13 protein-coding genes are annotated in these 17,091 nt (G+C 41.6%); 9 read left to right on the forward strand and 4 right to left on the reverse strand.

Annotation, left to right across the window (positions count from 1 at the left end):
- Position 1: 1 nt before the first annotated feature.
- Positions 2–1,048 (reverse strand): DUF3089 domain-containing protein, encoded by a 1,047-nt coding sequence (locus V7S75_RS10590; protein ID WP_459513748.1) that lies wholly within the window; start codon positions 1,046–1,048, stop codon positions 2–4.
- Between the two features lie 209 nt (positions 1,049–1,257).
- Between V7S75_RS10590 and V7S75_RS10595 the strand changes: the two genes are divergently transcribed.
- Positions 1,258–4,140: a TonB-dependent receptor gene (locus tag V7S75_RS10595; protein WP_459513750.1), complete on the forward strand. Its 2,883-nt coding sequence runs from the start codon at positions 1,258–1,260 to the stop codon at positions 4,138–4,140.
- A gap of 84 nt (positions 4,141–4,224) precedes the next feature.
- Complete coding sequence (gene uvrA, locus V7S75_RS10600) at positions 4,225–7,041, forward strand: excinuclease ABC subunit UvrA (RefSeq protein WP_459513752.1); 2,817 nt, start codon at positions 4,225–4,227, stop codon at positions 7,039–7,041.
- Positions 7,042–7,104: 63 nt separating this feature from the next.
- Here the strand turns inward: uvrA and V7S75_RS10605 are convergent, their stop codons facing one another.
- Positions 7,105–7,728 carry a transposase gene (locus V7S75_RS10605; RefSeq protein WP_459513754.1) on the reverse strand — a complete coding sequence of 208 codons (624 nt, stop codon included), beginning with the start codon at positions 7,726–7,728 and terminating at the stop codon, positions 7,105–7,107.
- A 174-nt stretch (positions 7,729–7,902) separates the two neighbouring features.
- Here V7S75_RS10605 and V7S75_RS10610 point away from each other — a divergent pair, with 174 nt between their 5' ends.
- The 6 genes from V7S75_RS10610 to V7S75_RS10635 are packed head-to-tail and all read left to right on the forward strand — an operon-like array spanning position 7,903 to position 12,719.
- A complete protein-coding gene (locus V7S75_RS10610) occupies positions 7,903–9,135 on the forward strand; it encodes a 4Fe-4S dicluster domain-containing protein (protein WP_459513756.1) in 1,233 nt (410 codons plus the stop codon).
- Positions 9,132–10,103: an alpha/beta hydrolase gene (locus V7S75_RS10615; protein WP_459513757.1), complete on the forward strand. Its 972-nt coding sequence runs from the start codon at positions 9,132–9,134 to the stop codon at positions 10,101–10,103. The genes V7S75_RS10610 and V7S75_RS10615 overlap by 4 nt, the downstream gene beginning before the upstream one ends.
- The gene (locus tag V7S75_RS10620) at positions 10,100–10,975 is read left to right on the forward strand and encodes a sterol desaturase family protein (RefSeq protein WP_459513759.1); all 876 of its coding nucleotides are present in this window, start codon (positions 10,100–10,102) and stop codon (positions 10,973–10,975) included. Before V7S75_RS10615 ends, V7S75_RS10620 begins: the two co-directional genes overlap by 4 nt.
- A 2-nt stretch (positions 10,976–10,977) precedes the next feature.
- Positions 10,978–11,751: a (Fe-S)-binding protein gene (locus V7S75_RS10625; protein WP_459513761.1), complete on the forward strand. Its 774-nt coding sequence runs from the start codon at positions 10,978–10,980 to the stop codon at positions 11,749–11,751.
- Position 11,752: 1 nt separating this feature from the next.
- Positions 11,753–12,232, forward strand: coding sequence for a hypothetical protein (locus tag V7S75_RS10630; RefSeq protein WP_459513762.1), 480 nt, complete (start codon positions 11,753–11,755; stop codon positions 12,230–12,232).
- A 1-nt stretch (position 12,233) separates the two neighbouring features.
- Positions 12,234–12,719, forward strand: a complete 486-nt coding sequence (locus tag V7S75_RS10635; protein WP_459513763.1) for a GAF domain-containing protein — start codon at positions 12,234–12,236, stop codon at positions 12,717–12,719.
- Here V7S75_RS10635 and V7S75_RS10640 read toward each other — a convergent pair.
- On the reverse strand, positions 12,700–13,359 hold the full coding sequence (locus tag V7S75_RS10640; RefSeq protein ID WP_459513765.1) for a phosphatidylserine decarboxylase family protein: 660 nt from the start codon (positions 13,357–13,359) through the stop codon (positions 12,700–12,702). The two genes, V7S75_RS10635 and V7S75_RS10640, sit on opposite strands and share 20 nt — an antisense overlap.
- A 222-nt stretch (positions 13,360–13,581) precedes the next feature.
- Here V7S75_RS10640 and V7S75_RS10645 point away from each other — a divergent pair, with 222 nt between their 5' ends.
- Positions 13,582–14,763, forward strand: a complete 1,182-nt coding sequence (locus V7S75_RS10645) for a hypothetical protein (protein WP_459513766.1) — start codon at positions 13,582–13,584, stop codon at positions 14,761–14,763.
- Between the two features lie 147 nt (positions 14,764–14,910).
- On the opposite strand, the gene V7S75_RS10650 is transcribed toward V7S75_RS10645, so the two are convergent.
- A complete protein-coding gene (locus tag V7S75_RS10650) occupies positions 14,911–17,088 on the reverse strand; it encodes a S9 family peptidase (protein ID WP_459513768.1) in 2,178 nt (725 codons plus the stop codon).
- Positions 17,089–17,091 lie beyond the last annotated feature (3 nt).

Raw genomic sequence — 17,091 nt, forward strand, 5'->3', positions numbered from 1 at the left:
ATTAATGAGTTGCTTTTAGAAAAGCCGAAACGCGATTTTTAGCATTATTTCGGATGGGAGCATAAAATAAATTCATATCGGCTTGATGCCAATTTTTGATTCGAACAAAAGACCTTCCAAAAACATATGGGGTATGGATCCAAAGGATCCCCTGATGATTTTGAGCATCAGCAAAGTGTTTAACCCATTTAAAACCGTATGAGACCCCGCCTTCATTAAGCTCTTTCGGCGCGAAGTTTTCGTCAAGTGTCCATGTCAAAGGATTTGTAGAAACCAATTCAGTGGGTTTTCCTGGGTGCCAAGGAGGTAAATATCCTTGTTGGAAAGTCGTCCATGCGACAAAACATCCTGTTTGGTCTGCGTTTTTGCATGGTTCGATTTGTTGGAATGTATTTTTAGGCGTGGCAATTCCGATTAAATACGCGGCTACAAATTGTTTTTTCAGGGGTTTCCCATCGATATATTCCTTGATGAGTTGAGTTGCATGAATTGTACCTTGACTGTGGGAAGCAATGATAAATGGCCGATCATGGTTGTAGTGGGCTAGGTAATATTCGAAGGCTTTTTTGACGTCTGAATAGGCCAATTGTAATGCGGCATCTTTGTCGGCCTTATTCGGAGTGACAAATGCATAATAATGTGCTTGCCGGTAGCGGGGGGCAAATACGCGTCCTGCTGCGTTAAAAATAGAAGCCTGATTTAATATGGTAGAGGAATCTACTTTATGGTTGAGGTATTGATCTTGAATGTTTGCATTCCACTGATAGGGGGTGTTGGGAACGTAGGTGTAAATTGTTGGGTGTACAAAAAATACGTCGGCTGTTGCCTGCGCTTGCTCATCCATTAAATCCGATTTTGGAGGGATGGCATCTGCTGCGTCTTTTCGGTCGGGTAAAGCAGCCCAAGTTGAAGGAGAGCTGTAGTCAATGTCCGCAGGAACTGGGCTTTCTTTCCAGGCAATCGATAATCGTGCCGGCTCTTGAGTCTTGCAAGCTACTGTGATACAGAGCATTAGAAGGCTGAATAAGAATATGCGTGTTTGCTGCATGGTTAAAATAATTGGTCAAAGCTACTAAGAATTATGTCGTTAAGGAAGTATTTTGCTTTGTTTGGAGCTTAAGATTTGTGGATAATTAAAATATTTTCGGAAAAATTGGTATATTTTTAATATCAAACATTGGGCTATTTCTTAATTCTTGTTTAGCTTTGTTCTAGAAGTGTATAAAACGTTAACAGAAACTTCAAACAATCACATTTATGAAAAAACTTTTTACTCAAATCTTGCCGGTTTTTACGGTTGTCTTTTTACTTGCGTTTGCTGCGGTTGCACAAACTAAAGTTGGGGGAACGATTAAGGATGCGGCTTCAAAAGAACCATTAATCGGGGTAAGTGTATCGGTTAAGGGCAAGGTAATTGGTACAATTACCGATGCAAATGGACATTTTGCATTCACTACATCAACTCCAGTTCCATTCACAATTTCGGTTTCGATGGTAGGCTATGAGCGTCAAGAAATCGCGGTTAAGTCTGCAAAATCGGATATTTCTATCGATTTGAAAGAGCAATCTACCTTAGGTCAAGACGTTGTTGTTTCGGCTTCACGTATTGAAGAATCCGTTATGCAATCCCCCGTTTCTGTAGAGAAAATGGATTTGCGTTCGATTCGTGAAACACCATCAATCAACTTTTATGATGCATTGCGTAACATGAAAGGCATTGAGGTGAGTACACAGTCGGTGAATTTCTCTTCCATCAGTATGCGCGGTTTTAATAGCAATGGAAACGTTCGTGTTGTTCAGTTGATTGACGGCATGGATAACCAAGCGCCAGGTTTGAACTTCTCGGTAGGTAATATCGTAGGTATTTCAGAACTAGACTTAGAAGGCGTTGAGGTATTGCCAGGAGCAGCGTCAGCTTTATATGGTCCAAATGCGATGAACGGTATCATTTTGATGAATTCAAAATCACCCTTCTTATACCAAGGTTTAAGTGCACAAGTGAAAGCTGGAGCGATGTACGCGGGAAATCGTACAGAGGCTTTGACTCCATACAGCGATATTTCATTTCGTTATGCAAAAGCAATCAATAATAAGTGGGCTTACAAGATCAACTTCAATACATCAAGTGCAGAAGATTGGCAAGCAACGGATTCACGTGATCAGAGTTTATTGAATGGAACAAGTTTAGGAGCGGGTGACCGTACTACTAATTTAGCTTACAATGGTGTTAGTACGTATGGTGACGAGACGAACGTGAATATGTTGTCTTCTCTGAAACCTTTATTATCCGTGCCATCTAACCCGTTGACAGCTGGTATTAACCAGATTTCAGCAGCTACAGGTGGTTTATTAACGCCTTCGACGATTTTGGGATACATTGTTCCGAACGTTGCAATTTCTCGTCAAGGTTATGCGGAGCGTGATATTGCTTCTTATGCAAACCGTAACATGAAGTTTAATGCAGCATTGCATTATCGTTTTAATGATAAAGTTGAGATGATTTTACAAGCTTCATATGGACAAGGTACTGCGATGTACACAGGAGCGGATCGTTATTCAATCAAAAACTTCTCGATGGGTCAATACAAAGCGGAGTTAAAAGGTTCTAACTTTTTTGTTCGTGCCTATACAACACAAGAAAATTCGGGTGACGCGTACGCTACGGGTACTTTAGGACAGTTAATTAATGAAGCTGCAAAACCTAGTACAGCTTGGTATCCAGAATACTTCAGTACGTTCGCAGGTTTGGCTTTGACGAACTTTGGGAAGGTGTTGCAAACAACCTTAGCACAAACAGGAAACCCAACAACTGCGGTTGGAACGGCTATCGCAAGTACGCAAGCTAGTTTTCCTTACTTCCATGGAACAGCGCGTTCTGTTGCTGATGCGACACGTTTAGTTCCAGGAACTGCGGGATTCAATGCGGCTGTAGAAGCGATTAAAGGGAAAGCATTACCTCAAGGTGCTAAGTTTACTGATAAGTCAGCTTTGTACCACCTAGAAGGAATGTACAATTTGACAGAGAAATTGAATAATAAAGTGGAAATGATTGTGGGAGCTAATTACCGTCAATATGCGTTGAATTCTGAGGGTACATTATTTGCATTGAAGGATGATGGAAGCGAATTTACAATTTCTGAGTACGGCGCTTATCTTCAAATGGCGAAAAAAATGTTCGCAGATAAATTTAAGTTGACAGGTTCGATTCGTTACGATAAGAACGAAAACTTTGAGGGTCAATTTAGCCCACGTTTGTCTGGGGTCTACACAGAAGGTCGTTCGAACTTCCGTGCTTCTTATCAGACAGGTTTCCGTATTCCAACAACGCAAGATCAATACATCAACTTGTTGACTCCTTCAGCACGTTTATTAGGAGGTTTGGCAGTCGTTCAAGATCGTTACAAGTTATCGGGTAATTCTTACACGATACAATCAATCTTGGCTAGCCCTACGAATCCAGCTAACTGGAAAGTATATCAATCGAAGGAATGGAAGCCAGAGCAAGTACATACTTTTGAATTTGGTTACAAAGGCTTCTTAGGAGATCGTTTGTTAGCTGATTTTTACGTATATCAATCGAACTTCACAAACTTCTCTGCGGGCCAAGTTGTTGCACAACCCTCAACGACTATCGTAGGATCTTTGAACTACTTCTCTTTCCCATCTAATGTGGATAATGAAGTGGTAACCAATGGTTGGGGCTTAGGCTTGGATTACCAATTGGGTTCAAACTGGACATTAGGAACAAATGTTTCTTATAATGCCGTGAAAGATAATGGTGGATTATCAGATTATCAATTAGCATTTAATACACCAAACTACCGGACAAACGTTTCTTTAGGAAATCGTAACATTGGAGGTTCAGGCTGGGGAGTTAATGCAGTTTGGAGATACCAAGATCAATTTGTTTGGCAATCATCGATTGTTAACCAAGTGGTTAATCAATCCCAACAAAGTTTAATCCCTGCATTTAATACATTGGATGCGCAGGTTAGCAAGAAATTATCTGGCTTGAAGTCGATCTTAAAAGTAGGTGCTACGAACTTATTTGGTACACCATATACAACAGGTTGGGCTAACCCAACGGTTGGAAGTATGTACTATGTGAGCATTACATTTGATGAGTTATTGAACAAATAAGATAATCTCATTTTTCTTGAGGCTGCCCCGAAAAGGGCAGCCTCTTTTTTTGTACCTTTATGGATTGAATTTTAAGGAAAAGGCATGGACTTAACGGGTTTTTCACATATTGAGGTATTGGGTGCTCGGGAGCACAATTTGAAAAATATTGATGTTTCCATTCCTCGGAATCAATTGGTTGTCGTGACGGGTATTTCGGGTTCCGGGAAGTCTTCTTTGGCATTTGATACGATTTATGCCGAAGGGCAGCGTCGCTACATGGAAAGTTTTTCTGCGTATGCCCGTTCGTTTTTGGGTAATATGGAGCGTCCGGATGTGGATAAGATTGAAGGCTTATCTCCGGTGATTTCTATTGAGCAAAAAACGACTTCCAAAAATCCACGATCCACGCTGGGTACTGTGACTGAAATTTATGATTTCTTACGCTTGCTCTATGCGCGTGCCTCGGAGGCTTACTCGTATTTGAGTGGCGAAAAAATGGTTAAGCAGTCGGTCGACCAAATCATCGGAACTTTATTGTCTCAATTTGCCAACGGGAAAGTTGTTTTGCTAGCTCCTGTCGTAAAAGGTCGCAAAGGTCATTACCGCGAATTGTTTGTTCAAATTGCCAAATGGGGATATACCAAAGTGCGTGTGGATGGTGAAGTGTTGGATATCGAGCCCAAAATGCAGTTAGACCGATTTAAGGTGCATGATATCGAGGTGGTTGTCGATCGCTTAGTGATTACGGAAGATGAGCGGGTACGTTTGTCACAGAGCTTACAAACAGCCATGAATGTGGGGAAAGGGCAAGTTTTTGTTTTGGATGCTGCGGATAAGCTGCATTACTTTTCGCAAACTTTAATGGATCCTAAGACGGGTTTGTCTTACGATGAACCTGCGCCAAATACCTTTTCTTTTAACAGTCCTTATGGTGCTTGTCCTTGCTGTTCTGGACTAGGTGTTGTCGAAGAGATTACGGAGGAGTCTGTTATACCAGATACATCCTTAAGTATTTTACGCGGGGCCATTGCCCCGATCGGTGAATACCGAGAATTGTGGATTTTTAAGCAGTTGGAGGTGTTGCTTAAGCCTTATCAGGTGAGTTTGTCTACGCCGATTGCCAAGTTCCCAAGAGAGGCGGTTGAGGTGATGCTGTATGGTACGGATGAACCAGTTCCGGTGCCTTCGAAGAAATATGTGGGTTCCGACTGGAATTCAAAATACGATGGAATTATTAATTTCTTAAAGCGTCAGCAGGAGAGTGGGTCTGAGAAAACGCAAGATTGGTTAAGGGATTTTTTAGTCATAAAAACATGTCCGGAGTGCAAGGGCTATCGTTTGAAAAAAGAGGCATTGCATTTTAAGATCGACGGGAAGCATATTGGGGAATTAGCCCAAATGGATATCGCCGAGCTTTCGCTTTGGCTAGAAGATGTGGATTCGCGCATCTCGGAACGTCAATTACAAATTGGGGCTGAGGTGTTGAAAGAGATTCGGAAACGTGTTTCTTTTTTGACCCAAATCGGTTTGACTTATTTGACGTTGGACCGACCGATGAAGACATTGTCAGGTGGGGAATCCCAACGAATTCGGTTAGCGACTCAAATCGGAACGCAATTGGTTGGCGTACTTTACATCATGGATGAGCCTTCGATTGGATTGCATCAGCGGGATAATGAGAAGTTGATTCAGGCCTTAAAGGATTTGCGCGATTTAGGCAATTCGGTATTGGTCGTCGAGCATGATAAGGATATGATGCTGGAGTCGGATTATATTTTAGATATTGGACCGGGTGCTGGCCGACATGGCGGGCAGGTGATTGGGTCTGGGATGCCAGCGGAGTTTGTGAAATTAGGTACGCCTACTGCACAGTTTTTGAATGGCACTTTGGCGATTAAAGCGCCGGCAGTTCGTCGTTCTGGCAATGGCCACACGATCGAATTAAAAGGAGCATCTGGGAATAATTTAAAGGGTGTTTCTGTCTCGTTTCCGCTAGGTAAATTCATTACGGTGACTGGGGTTTCGGGATCTGGTAAATCGACTTTGATACATGATACCTTGGTGTTGAAATTGAAGCAACACTTTGATCGCTCGAAAAGAGATCCGTTGCCGTTCAAATCGATTACGGGTTTAGAACATATCGATAAGATTATTGAGGTAGATCAGTCGCCGATTGGCCGCACGCCACGTTCGAATCCAGCTACCTACACAAATATGTACACGGATATTCGTGCCTTGTATTGCGAGTTGCCGGAATCGAAGATTCGGGGTTATAAAGCTGGCCGATTTAGTTTTAATGTGAAAGGTGGTCGTTGTGAGGATTGTGAAGGTGCGGGTCGGAAGAAGATTGAGATGGAGTTTTTGCCAGATGTTTTGGTCGAGTGTGAAACGTGTAAGGGCAAACGATTTAATCGGGAGACCTTGGAAGTTCGTTTTAAAGGGAAGTCAATTTCAGATGTCTTGGATATGACGGTGGAGCTGGCATTGGAGTTTTTTGAACACCAACCTCGCATTCATCGCCGAGTTCAAACTTTAGCGGAAGTTGGATTGGGTTATATTACCTTAGGCCAGCATGCCACGACTTTGTCTGGTGGAGAGGCTCAACGGGTGAAGTTGGCCGAGGAACTGTCCAAAAAAGATACAGGTAAGACCTTATATGTATTGGATGAGCCGACGACCGGTTTACATTTTCAGGATGTCAAGTTGTTATTGGATGTTTTGCAGAAGTTGGTGGATAAGGGAAATACGGTCTTGATTATCGAGCATAATTTGGATGTGGTTAAAGTATCCGATTATGTGATTGATATGGGGCCTGAAGGAGGTAATGCCGGGGGTAAATTAGTGGCATCGGGAACACCTGAGGAGATTTGTAAGGTGAGGGGGAGTGAGACAGGAAGATTTTTAAAGAAGGAGATGTAGGGTAAACGCTGCCGGGGTCGCAGACCCCGGCAGCGTTACCGCTCAAACGACTTATATTCAAAATTATTCTATCAATAACTTGGATATCTTTTCTTCAGTGGAAGTATCCGTTTCGTGAAATTTTTCAAATATTGCCTGGTTGCCAAAAAAGTTTAGTCCTTCTTTTTTGTTGATAATTCTAGGTTTAAATTTCAAATACTCCTGATATGACGAGTATGGATAGAATTCATAGTTTCCATAAATTTCATGCTTTACAGGGTTTAAATGGATGTATTTGATTAAATGTGTCAGGTAGATTAAGGATTCTACAGGCTTCCTTCTGAAAGGTGATTCAAATAATCCGCCAGTTCGATCTGTTGCCCGATTGAACATTTGTGCATGTGAGTTCATGATATTTCCTAATGTTCGACTAATGAAAAGCCCAACGCGACCCTTGGGTTTAGGCAAAAGTTTTAGGTCAGTCAGTTTATCAATTTCTTCATAGGTTTTAATGCGGACAAGCAAATGAAAATGGTTTCCTAATAAACAGAATGCATAGGTGTCTACATAGGGACTAACCTTCTTCTGGTACTTCCAGAGAAAAGATCTGTAATGTTTGTCTGAAAGAAATATGGGTTTTTTATCAATACCGCGGGTATAGATATGGAATACTTTGTTTTCGATTAGTGGTTCTGTGAAATTTTTCATCTTTTTTTCTTTGAAATTGTGAATAAGGTTTTTCAAATGATTGAAATAAATAGATAAAAATTATCATGATTTTGATTTTTTTGTCTCATGTTTTTGAGGTAGTTTGGTGATGGATTTTGGTAACGCTGCCGGGGTCGCAGACCCCGGCAGCGTTTACCCCCGAACACGATCAACATGACTCAAATAAGCTTCATCACCATCCTGCTAGCCATGGGCTATCTGATCGCCCGGCGTTTTGGACAAATTGCAAAAACCATACACCTGGCGAAACCCATATCTATTACTAATTCAAAGGAGCGATGGAAACGTGTTCTATTGCTCGCATTGGGGCAAAAGAAGATGTTTGAGAAGCCTTTTGTGGGGGTAATGCACCTATTAATTTACCTCGGATTCATCCTAATCAACGTCGAAATTTTAGAAATAATCCTTGATGGAATCCTCGGAACACACCGAATTTTCGCTCCTTTTTTAGGAAATCTTTACCCTGTAATTATTGATTTTTTTGAAATACTCGCTGGCGGGGTGGTCGTGGCTTGTGTCGTATTTATCGCCCGTCGATTAAGCAAAAGCATCAAACGACTGGACGCCACAAGGCACCGCGAATTACAAGGCTTTCCCGTAAAGGACGCCCTACAAATTCTAATCATCGAATTGGTCCTCATGTCTGCGCTTTATATCATGAATGCTGCTGACCCCGAGCAATCCTTCATCATTTCAAAACACCTTAAATCTTGGTTGCCTAACGAAAACTTGCATAGCATAGAACAAGCAGCTTGGTGGATTCATATTATTGGAATCTTGTCTTTCGCGCTATATGTGACCTATTCGAAACATTTACACATCTTTTTCGCTTTTCCAGCGGTGTATTATTCAAACATCGATTCTAGTGCTCACATGGCCGACATGCCCCATGTAACGAATGAGGTCAACATCATGCTCGGGAACCCTGGCGAGCCAAGCAATCCAGATTTGAAATTTGGGGCACAAGACATCAAAGATTTAACGATCAAAAATGCCTTAGATGCCTATAGCTGCACGGAATGCGGGCGCTGTACGGAACAATGCCCAGCGAATCAAACCGGCAAAGCCTTGTCTCCTCGTAAAATCATGATGGACACGCGCGATCGTTTGGAGGAGTTACAAAAGGATCCTAATTCCACGAATGTTTTGTTGGGTAATTACATTTCAGCGGAAGAATTACGTGCTTGCACCACTTGTCAAGCCTGTGTTGAAGCCTGTCCGATTCAGCTATCCCCACTCGAAATAATTTTGGCATTACGCCGCTACCAAATCATGGAACAATCCGACGCCCCTGGTGCGTGGAATGCCATGTTTGCCAACATAGAAACCAATCAAGCACCTTGGAAATTCAATCCAAGTGACCGTTTAAACTGGGCCAAATCATGAAAAAAATACTAATCATTATTGTTGTTTTAGTAGCCTTGTACGCCGTAGGGCCTCATCCGGATGCGCCCACCTTACCTGGACCATCATGGACTAATATCCCGAACGAGCCTGCAGCCATAACCTCATTCTTACAAGCAAAAGAAGCTCAAAATGGCAATTTGAAGCCAGATAATGAAGGTCAAATCATTTACACGGATTCAGCAAATCCCCAAAAGACAAAAACCGTTGTACTTTATATTCACGGCTTCTCCGCTTCGCCCATGGAAGGAAATCCCCTTCATAAAGCTATCGCAAAATCGCTTCATGCAAATTTAGTTTTGGCACGAATCGAGGATCACGGTGAATTCCCCACGGACTCCACCATGGCGAAAGCAAGCGCTGATAAATTCTATCAAAGCGTTGAAAACTATTATGCCCTCGCGAAAAAATTAGGAGATGAGGTGATCGTTTTAGGGACTTCTTTTGGGGGCGCAATGTCCTTGGTTCTTGCGACTAAACACCCAGAAATAAAGGCTTTGATGTTGTATGGCCCATGTATTGCGATCAAAGATCCCACTGCACCACTTGTCGATAATCCCTGGGGTTTGCAATTAGCACGCGCCGTGATGCGTTCTGATTTCAGAGATATTCCTTCGGTAAGTTCTGGACATAAGAATTATTGGAGTTTGCATTATCGCCTCGAAGGTATCGTCGCAATTCAAAATTTCTTAACACACGAAATGACAGATGAAACCTTTGAAAAGGTGAAGGTTCCTGTATTTTTGGGCTATTATTATCAAGATGAAACGCATCAAGATAATGTCGTTTCCGTGCAAGCCATGCGTGATATGTTCCCTAAACTGGGGAGTAAAATTAAAAAAGAAGAGGCATTTCCTTTGTCGGGTTACCATGTCATAACCTCTGATATCTTAGGAAAACGTGTCGATTTGCCCATTCAAGCTTCCCTTGATTTTATACACAAGCTATGACCCCACAATTGATACTATACGCGGTCCCTTTTTTCCTTCTAACGGTTCTTTTCGAATCGTGGCTGGCCTATAAAGAACACCGTGATTTTATTGAGGCCAAAGATTCCCTAACATCTATAGGGCTCGGACTAGGAAATTTAGCTGTCGGTACGATTACCAAAAGCCTTGCATACGTTACCTATTTCTATGTCTATGACCATTGGCGTTTGGCCGATTTTCAATTCAATTGGTGGCCGGTTTGGGTGTTTGCTTTTTTGGCGGAAGACATGACTTATTATTGGGTACACCGTATTTCGCATGAAGTTCGCTTCTACTGGGCCTCCCACATGGTGCACCATTCTTCCCCGAAATACAATTTGGCAGCTGCTTTACGCCAAACCTGGACGGGTAATTTAACAGGTGGATTTCTGTTTTGGGCCTGGTTGCCTTTGTTGGGCGTGCACCCGTTTATCGTGTTCTTTTTCCAACAAACTAGCCTGCTCTACCAATACTGGATTCATACCGAATTCATTCAAAAAATGCCCAATTGGTTCGAACAATTTTTCAATACGCCGTCGCATCACCGCGTGCATCACGGAACAGATTTAGATTATTTAGATACGAATTATGCCGGTGTTTTGATTATTTGGGATCGGATTTTTGGTTCTTTCCAGTCGGAACATGATCGCCCACATTATGGCTTAACAAAACAAATTGAAAGTTATAATCCCGCCAAAATTGCCTTTTACGAATGGGTGCAAATCGGGAAGGATTTAGTACATGCCAAAAGTATCAAACAAGTGGCAGGGTACCTGTTTGGCCCTCCGGGTTGGAGCGATGATGGAAGCCGATTAACCGTTGAACAAATGCGTGCGCAAGCCAAAAAGAAATAAACATGGATTTACAAGTTACAACCATGGCCGAATGGGCCGCGAAAGGGGAAAGTCCCGACTTATTATTTTGGGTAGGTTGTGCGGGATCGTTTGATGACCGACACAAAAAAGTGACTCGTGCATTGGCTGAAATTCTAAACCATGTAGGGATAAAATTTGCTGTTCTTGGAACAGAAGAGGCCTGTACGGGTGATCCCGCAAGACGCGCGGGCAATGAGTTTTTGTTTCAAATGCAGGCGATGCAAAACATCGAAGTATTGAATATGTACGGTGTTCAAAAAATTGTAACTGCTTGCCCGCATTGCTTTAATACCTTGAAAAACGAATACCCATCCCTAGGTGGCACCTATGAAGTTATCCATCATAGTCAGTTGTTGGCTGATTTATTGGCCTCGGGAAAAATTCAGTTCAACGAGCAAAAAGAAACCATCGCATTTCATGATTCATGCTATTTAGGGCGTGGAAATGGGATTTTTGAGGCACCACGTGAAATCATTACTGGGCTGAAAAAAGAATTAAAAGAATTAAAAAGTTGTCGGGCCAAAGGCCTTTGTTGCGGTGCTGGTGGCGCACAAGTATTTAAAGAACCTGAGGCGGGAACGGAAGATGTTCAAGTAAAACGTACGGGAGAAATACTAGAATCTGGTGTAAATAAAGTAGCTTTGGCATGTCCTTTCTGCATGGTCATGTTACAAGATGGCTTGAACAAATCCGGCAAGGAACACGAAATCCAAGTAGTCGATCTAGCTGAATTAGTTCAGCAAAGTTTAAAATAAGATGTATATACCTTTTCAGGAAATGCCAGCTCAGGCACGTATTTGGGTTTATCAAGCCTCTCGTAGCCTACAAGCACAGGAACTTGATCAAATCAAGCAAACATTAACACAATCTTGTCAAGTTTGGGAAGCACATGGTGCGCCTCTACAAGCCTCTTTTGAAATCAAGTACAATCAAGTCATCATCGTTGCTGTCAACGAATCTATGAATGCGGCGTCGGGTTGTTCCATCGATGCATCGACGCGTTGGTTTAAGGCTTTAGGCGAAGCTTTGCAAGTTGATTTTTTTAGTAGAGATGTGGCCGTAGTGCGCAATGAGCAAGTGAGATTGTTGCCTTTAGGCCAATTGAAAGCTGCAGTTGAGGCAGGGAATTTGGCGCATAATGATCAAATTATCACACCCTTATTGCAAACCGTTCAGCAATACCGCGAATCGTGGTTGAGTACGGCAGCGGATTCTTATTTAAAACGTTATTTCTAAGATGGCTGAAGATTTAATCATCCCCAAAGGCTCCCGTGCGGAACAATATGAAGCCCTTTTTCCACAGATTCAAGGACTTATTACGGGTGAAAATGACCTCACCGCAAACCTCGCAAATATTACTGCGGCGATTAAAGAAGTTTTCGGATTTTTCTGGGTAGGTTTTTACCTGGTCAAAGACAATCAATTGGTTTTAGGGCCCTTTCAAGGTCCCGTTGCCTGCACGCGCATTCCTTTTCACAAGGGCGTATGTGGACATGCGTATACGATTGCTGAGACGGTGATTGTGCCTGATGTAGAAGAATTCCCAGGACACATCGCTTGTGCCTCTGCATCCAAATCAGAGATAGTCTTGCCCGTAAAAAATCAGGCTGGTGAAGTAACAATGGTGCTGGACGTCGACTCAGATTTGCTCAACGACTTTTCAGAAGTAGACCAAAAAGGTCTCGAGAAAATTCTTGGATTGATTAGCGAAGCTTGGCAATAACCGTTTCGCTTCCTACCGGTTTATCCCCGATATTCACACAGATTTCGGCATCTAAGGGCAGATAAATGTCTATACGACTACCAAACTTAATGAAGCCAAATTCTTGACCTTGTGTTACCTGGTCACCTTCTTTGACATACCAACAAATACGTTTCGCAAGCGCGCCGGCAATTTGGCGGAATAGCACTTCTGTGCCATTTTCGTGCTTCACTACACATGTTGTGCGCTCATTTTCTGTGCTTGATTTTGGATGCCAAGCTACCAAGTATTTGCCTGGGTGGTATTTGAAATAGGTAACAATCCCTGAAATAGGATTGAAATTCACGTGCACGTTGATTGGTGACATGAAAATAGAAACTTGTTTTCTTTTGCCTTTGAAATATTCGGGTTCTTCTACTTCTTCAATCACAACAACTTTGCCATCTGCCGGAGCGATGATATGCTTGGGATTGATTTCTGTGTGACGCTTCGGTACACGGAAGAATTGTAGGATAATTAAAAAGAAAAGCGAAGTAACAATGACCACAGCTTCGCGCAAATAAACTTGCTCTGGGAAAAAATAAGCGATTAGCCCATTAATCACTAAAACGATAAGTAAAGAACTGATTAATAATGATTTTCCTTCGCGGTGTAATGTCATAAATCGAATAGTTTTACGCTATTTTAGTAGCTTAAAGACAAAATTACTACATTTTTTGCGCCCTTACCTAAACAATATTCAATTTTTGTATAAAAAAAATGCATTTTTGGGATGTTGATAATTCATTGCATGCGATTTAATCCTAAACTTTTTCTTTTATTTTTTCTGTTAAGTAGTGTCTTCTCACTTCACGCGCAGTTTTTTTCATGGCGCGAACCCGGTGTGTCTACATGCTACAAAATTGATTTTGATGTTAATCATCTTTTTGAATCTAACATAAAAGGGGAGTGGCAGGATTTGGGAGAAGTCAAATTAGTCGATATAAAGTCGGTGGATTTGTATACGAATTCGGATGCGATTAACCCGTTAAAGATTAAAGGTAAATCGGGCACATTTTTGGTTTTAGAATGTAGTGGGCAGGTATATAACTTTAATTTTGCAACGAAAACACTTGCACGGGTTGATTTGACTTATTACCGCGGGGCGAATTGTCAGGCTGCGCAGTTTGCAAGGAAAGATACCTTGTATAGTTTTGGTGGCTATGGCTTTTGGCAGTCTACGAATATTATGACTCAATTTAATTGGGTTTCAAAAGACTGGACGCATATTTTAGCCAAAGGGGAAATACCGCATTCCATCCATAAAAAATCATCCATTTACATGCCCGCCATCGATCGTTTTATTGCGATTGGAGCGCGTAGAATTAATCAAACAGAATCAGCTGATGTTATCGATTTAGATTATTCGATCTATGATTTTCATTTTGAAGATAAACGTTTCAAGCGATTAGGTGAGGTGCATGAACCTCTTTTGAAAGAGCTAATGACTGGGGAAACAAGTAACTTCATACTTGCTCTTGATCATTATATTATCATTTCTCCTAAGCATAATATCCCCGGGTATAATCATGATTTACTTTATATTATCGATGTGAACGATGATTTTAAAGCCTATTTATGGACAAATCCTGCGCGTTTTCAAATCCGAAAATTTGTGGAAGAACGTGGAATTACCTACAGCGTTTTTGTGCAAGGGAATTCTATCTTTTTACCGCAGGCACTGGAGACTTTTCCGTATGGATCTTATCAAGTCGTGGAGATACCCATAAAAACCTTACTCGCAGAGAGTACTCCTTTAGGCCCGATCATGGATAAACCATTGCTAGATACCGCGCGCGATTTTGTTATCATCGTAGTCTTTTCTCTGGTCTTATTTTTTATACTTCGGTTTTTAATCTCAATCAAAAGACGAAATAAAAGAAAGCAATTGCATTTGTTGTTGGGCCCCAGCGAAAAACAATTCTTGGATTTTTTACGACTAAATTATCGGCAGGGTTATGTTTCAGGGCATCAGATTGTCGCCTTCTTTGGGAAGCATAAAAGTAGCCCCGAATCGCAAAGGTAATTCAGGGCTAAATTAATTGAAGGCTTAAATAAATCGCTGGGATTAATTTTTCCAGGCGAACAAGTACTCGATATTCAGGCGGATGATAAAGACCAACGGATGCTGACTTACCGATTAACCGATTCGATGTACCAAGCGCTTAAAAATCTATAAGTTCTTCTCTAAGAAATTTGTCAACATATTATACAAGTGTAAACGGGTATTACCGCCAGAAATGCCATGGTTACGGTTCGGATAATAGAATGTTTGAAATTGCTTATTCGCTTTAATTAGGGCATCTTCTAATGCCACAGCATTTTGAAAATGCACGTTGTCGTCGCCCGTTCCATGAACTAATAGTAAGTTGCCTTTCAATTTGTTCACATGGTATACAGGTGAGTTTTCATCATATCCCGTTGGGTTTTCCTGTGGTGTACGTTGGTATCTCTCTGTATAAATCGAATCGTAAAAACGCCAGTTGGTCACCGGGGCAACCGAAATCGCAGCTTTAAATACATCAGCTCCTTGCATCAAGCAATTGGACGACATAAATCCTCCGTAGCTCCAGCCCCAAATACCGATCCGACTAGCATCCACATACGGTAAATTTCCAATGAATTTGGCCGCGAAAATTTGATCTTGAACTTCAATGCGACCTAGGTTTTGATAAGTAATTTTCTTGAAGGCCACTCCTCGGCCACCTGTTCCACGGTTATCCACACAATAAATCAAATAGCCTTTTTTCAACAACATTTGATACCAGTAAAAATCAGCTCCCGGATAAGAATCCAATACTTGTTGGCTTCCAGGGCCACCATATACATGCATCAAAACAGGGTATTTCTTGTTCGGATCAAAGTTGGCCGGCTTAATCCAGTATGCATTCAAATGATCACCATTCGCTAAAGGAATTTCGAAGAATTCACGAGGTGAAATTTGATATTCTGTGATTTGCGCTTGTAATTTTTGATTGTCTTCTAACACACGAACTAAACCTTTGGTCGCATGATATAAAGCGATACTTAATGGTTTTTTCGCCGAACTGTGGTTAAGAATGTAATAAGAAAAGTCAGGGCTAAAGCTCGCTGAATTCGTTCCTGCTAAGGTTGAAATCACTTTCTTACCCGTGCCATCTAATTTGATTGAATAGACTTGTCGGCCGATAGGGCTAACCTCGGTGGAATTAAAATACAAGGTTTTTGTTTTTTCATTGTATCCGTAAAGGTCATCTACCTCCCAGTTTCCTGATGTAATCGGGCTGAATTTTCCCGTTGCGATTTCCCCTTGGTACAGGTGTTTAAATCCGCTGCGCTCTGAACTGAAAATAAATGTTTTTCCATCATTTAAATAAGTGAAATCATTTCCTACGGCCTCTATTTCAATGGATGTTTCTGCATGTTCTTCATAGATTAAGCTGTTGCTTGCTTTGCTGATGCTATAATGCAATAATTCCATGTGGTTTTGGAGGCGATTCAAACGAATGAAGCCTACCACATCTGGATTTTTTGTCCATTTCAAACGTGGAATGTATTGGTTTTTTTCAGGTCCTACTGGAATTGCTTGTGTTTTGTTTTCATCCAATAAAGCCACAGAAAGGCTTACGATGGAATTGGCTTCGCCTGCTTTGGGATATTTATAGCGGTAATCTTTGGGATATAAATCTCCCCACATCTGCATATTGTACTCAGGTACCTGACTTTCATCAAAGGTGTAGAAGGCGATTTTTTTGCTGTCGGGCGACCAAGCAAACGCCTTCGCGAACGAAAATTCTTCTTCATACACCCAGTCACATGATCCATGGATGATGTAATTAAATTTGCCGTTCGTCGTAATCGCGGTTTCTTTACCGCTGGCAATGTCTGTCCAGAACAAGTTGTTATCCCGCACAAATGCTACGCGTTTTCCATCTGGCGATAAAGTTGCATGCATTTGTTTTCCCCCTTGTGATAACAAACGAAGGGAGTTGTTTGCCCGAGAAAAGATGTAATTCGTTTCCTTTGAACTTCTGCGGTAAATGGCCTCTGAAGCTGTTCCGATTAGAATGGTTTGTTCGTCGGCGGATAAAGAAAACTGTTGCACATGAATCGTTCCACCCGTACCTGTTTTGTGAATCGCTTCGTCGAAAAGCGTTTCTGATTTGCTTGGGTCTAAAATATTGTATTTAAGAATTTTCCCTTCTTTTAATTCCAAGTACGATTGCCCATCCTGTGACCAATTGAGGTTTTGAATACTTTTTTGTCGGAAAGTGGGCTTTGCCCAAATATCCTCAAGCGAGATGTCTTTTTGTGCAAATGCTGCGGTTGAACCCAATAATAGGAATCCTACAAGTAGTTGTTTGATCTTCATTGT

The organism is Aquirufa sp. TARAVU-A1A (assembly GCF_054558675.1).

Excerpts from the sequence above, each read along its gene's own strand:
- V7S75_RS10590 (WP_459513748.1), bottom strand. The coding sequence starts at position 1,048 with ATGCAGCAAACACGCATATTCTTATTCAGCCTTCTAATGCTCTGTATC.
- V7S75_RS10595 (WP_459513750.1), top strand. The coding sequence starts at position 1,258 with ATGAAAAAACTTTTTACTCAAATCTTGCCGGTTTTTACGGTTGTCTTT.
- uvrA (WP_459513752.1), top strand. The coding sequence starts at position 4,225 with ATGGACTTAACGGGTTTTTCACATATTGAGGTATTGGGTGCTCGGGAG.
- V7S75_RS10605 (WP_459513754.1), bottom strand. The coding sequence starts at position 7,728 with ATGAAAAATTTCACAGAACCACTAATCGAAAACAAAGTATTCCATATC.
- V7S75_RS10610 (WP_459513756.1), top strand. The coding sequence starts at position 7,903 with ATGACTCAAATAAGCTTCATCACCATCCTGCTAGCCATGGGCTATCTG.
- V7S75_RS10615 (WP_459513757.1), top strand. The coding sequence starts at position 9,132 with ATGAAAAAAATACTAATCATTATTGTTGTTTTAGTAGCCTTGTACGCC.
- V7S75_RS10620 (WP_459513759.1), top strand. The coding sequence starts at position 10,100 with ATGACCCCACAATTGATACTATACGCGGTCCCTTTTTTCCTTCTAACG.
- V7S75_RS10625 (WP_459513761.1), top strand. The coding sequence starts at position 10,978 with ATGGATTTACAAGTTACAACCATGGCCGAATGGGCCGCGAAAGGGGAA.
- V7S75_RS10630 (WP_459513762.1), top strand. The coding sequence starts at position 11,753 with ATGTATATACCTTTTCAGGAAATGCCAGCTCAGGCACGTATTTGGGTT.
- V7S75_RS10635 (WP_459513763.1), top strand. The coding sequence starts at position 12,234 with ATGGCTGAAGATTTAATCATCCCCAAAGGCTCCCGTGCGGAACAATAT.
- V7S75_RS10640 (WP_459513765.1), bottom strand. The coding sequence starts at position 13,359 with ATGACATTACACCGCGAAGGAAAATCATTATTAATCAGTTCTTTACTT.
- V7S75_RS10650 (WP_459513768.1), bottom strand. The coding sequence starts at position 17,088 with ATGAAGATCAAACAACTACTTGTAGGATTCCTATTATTGGGTTCAACC.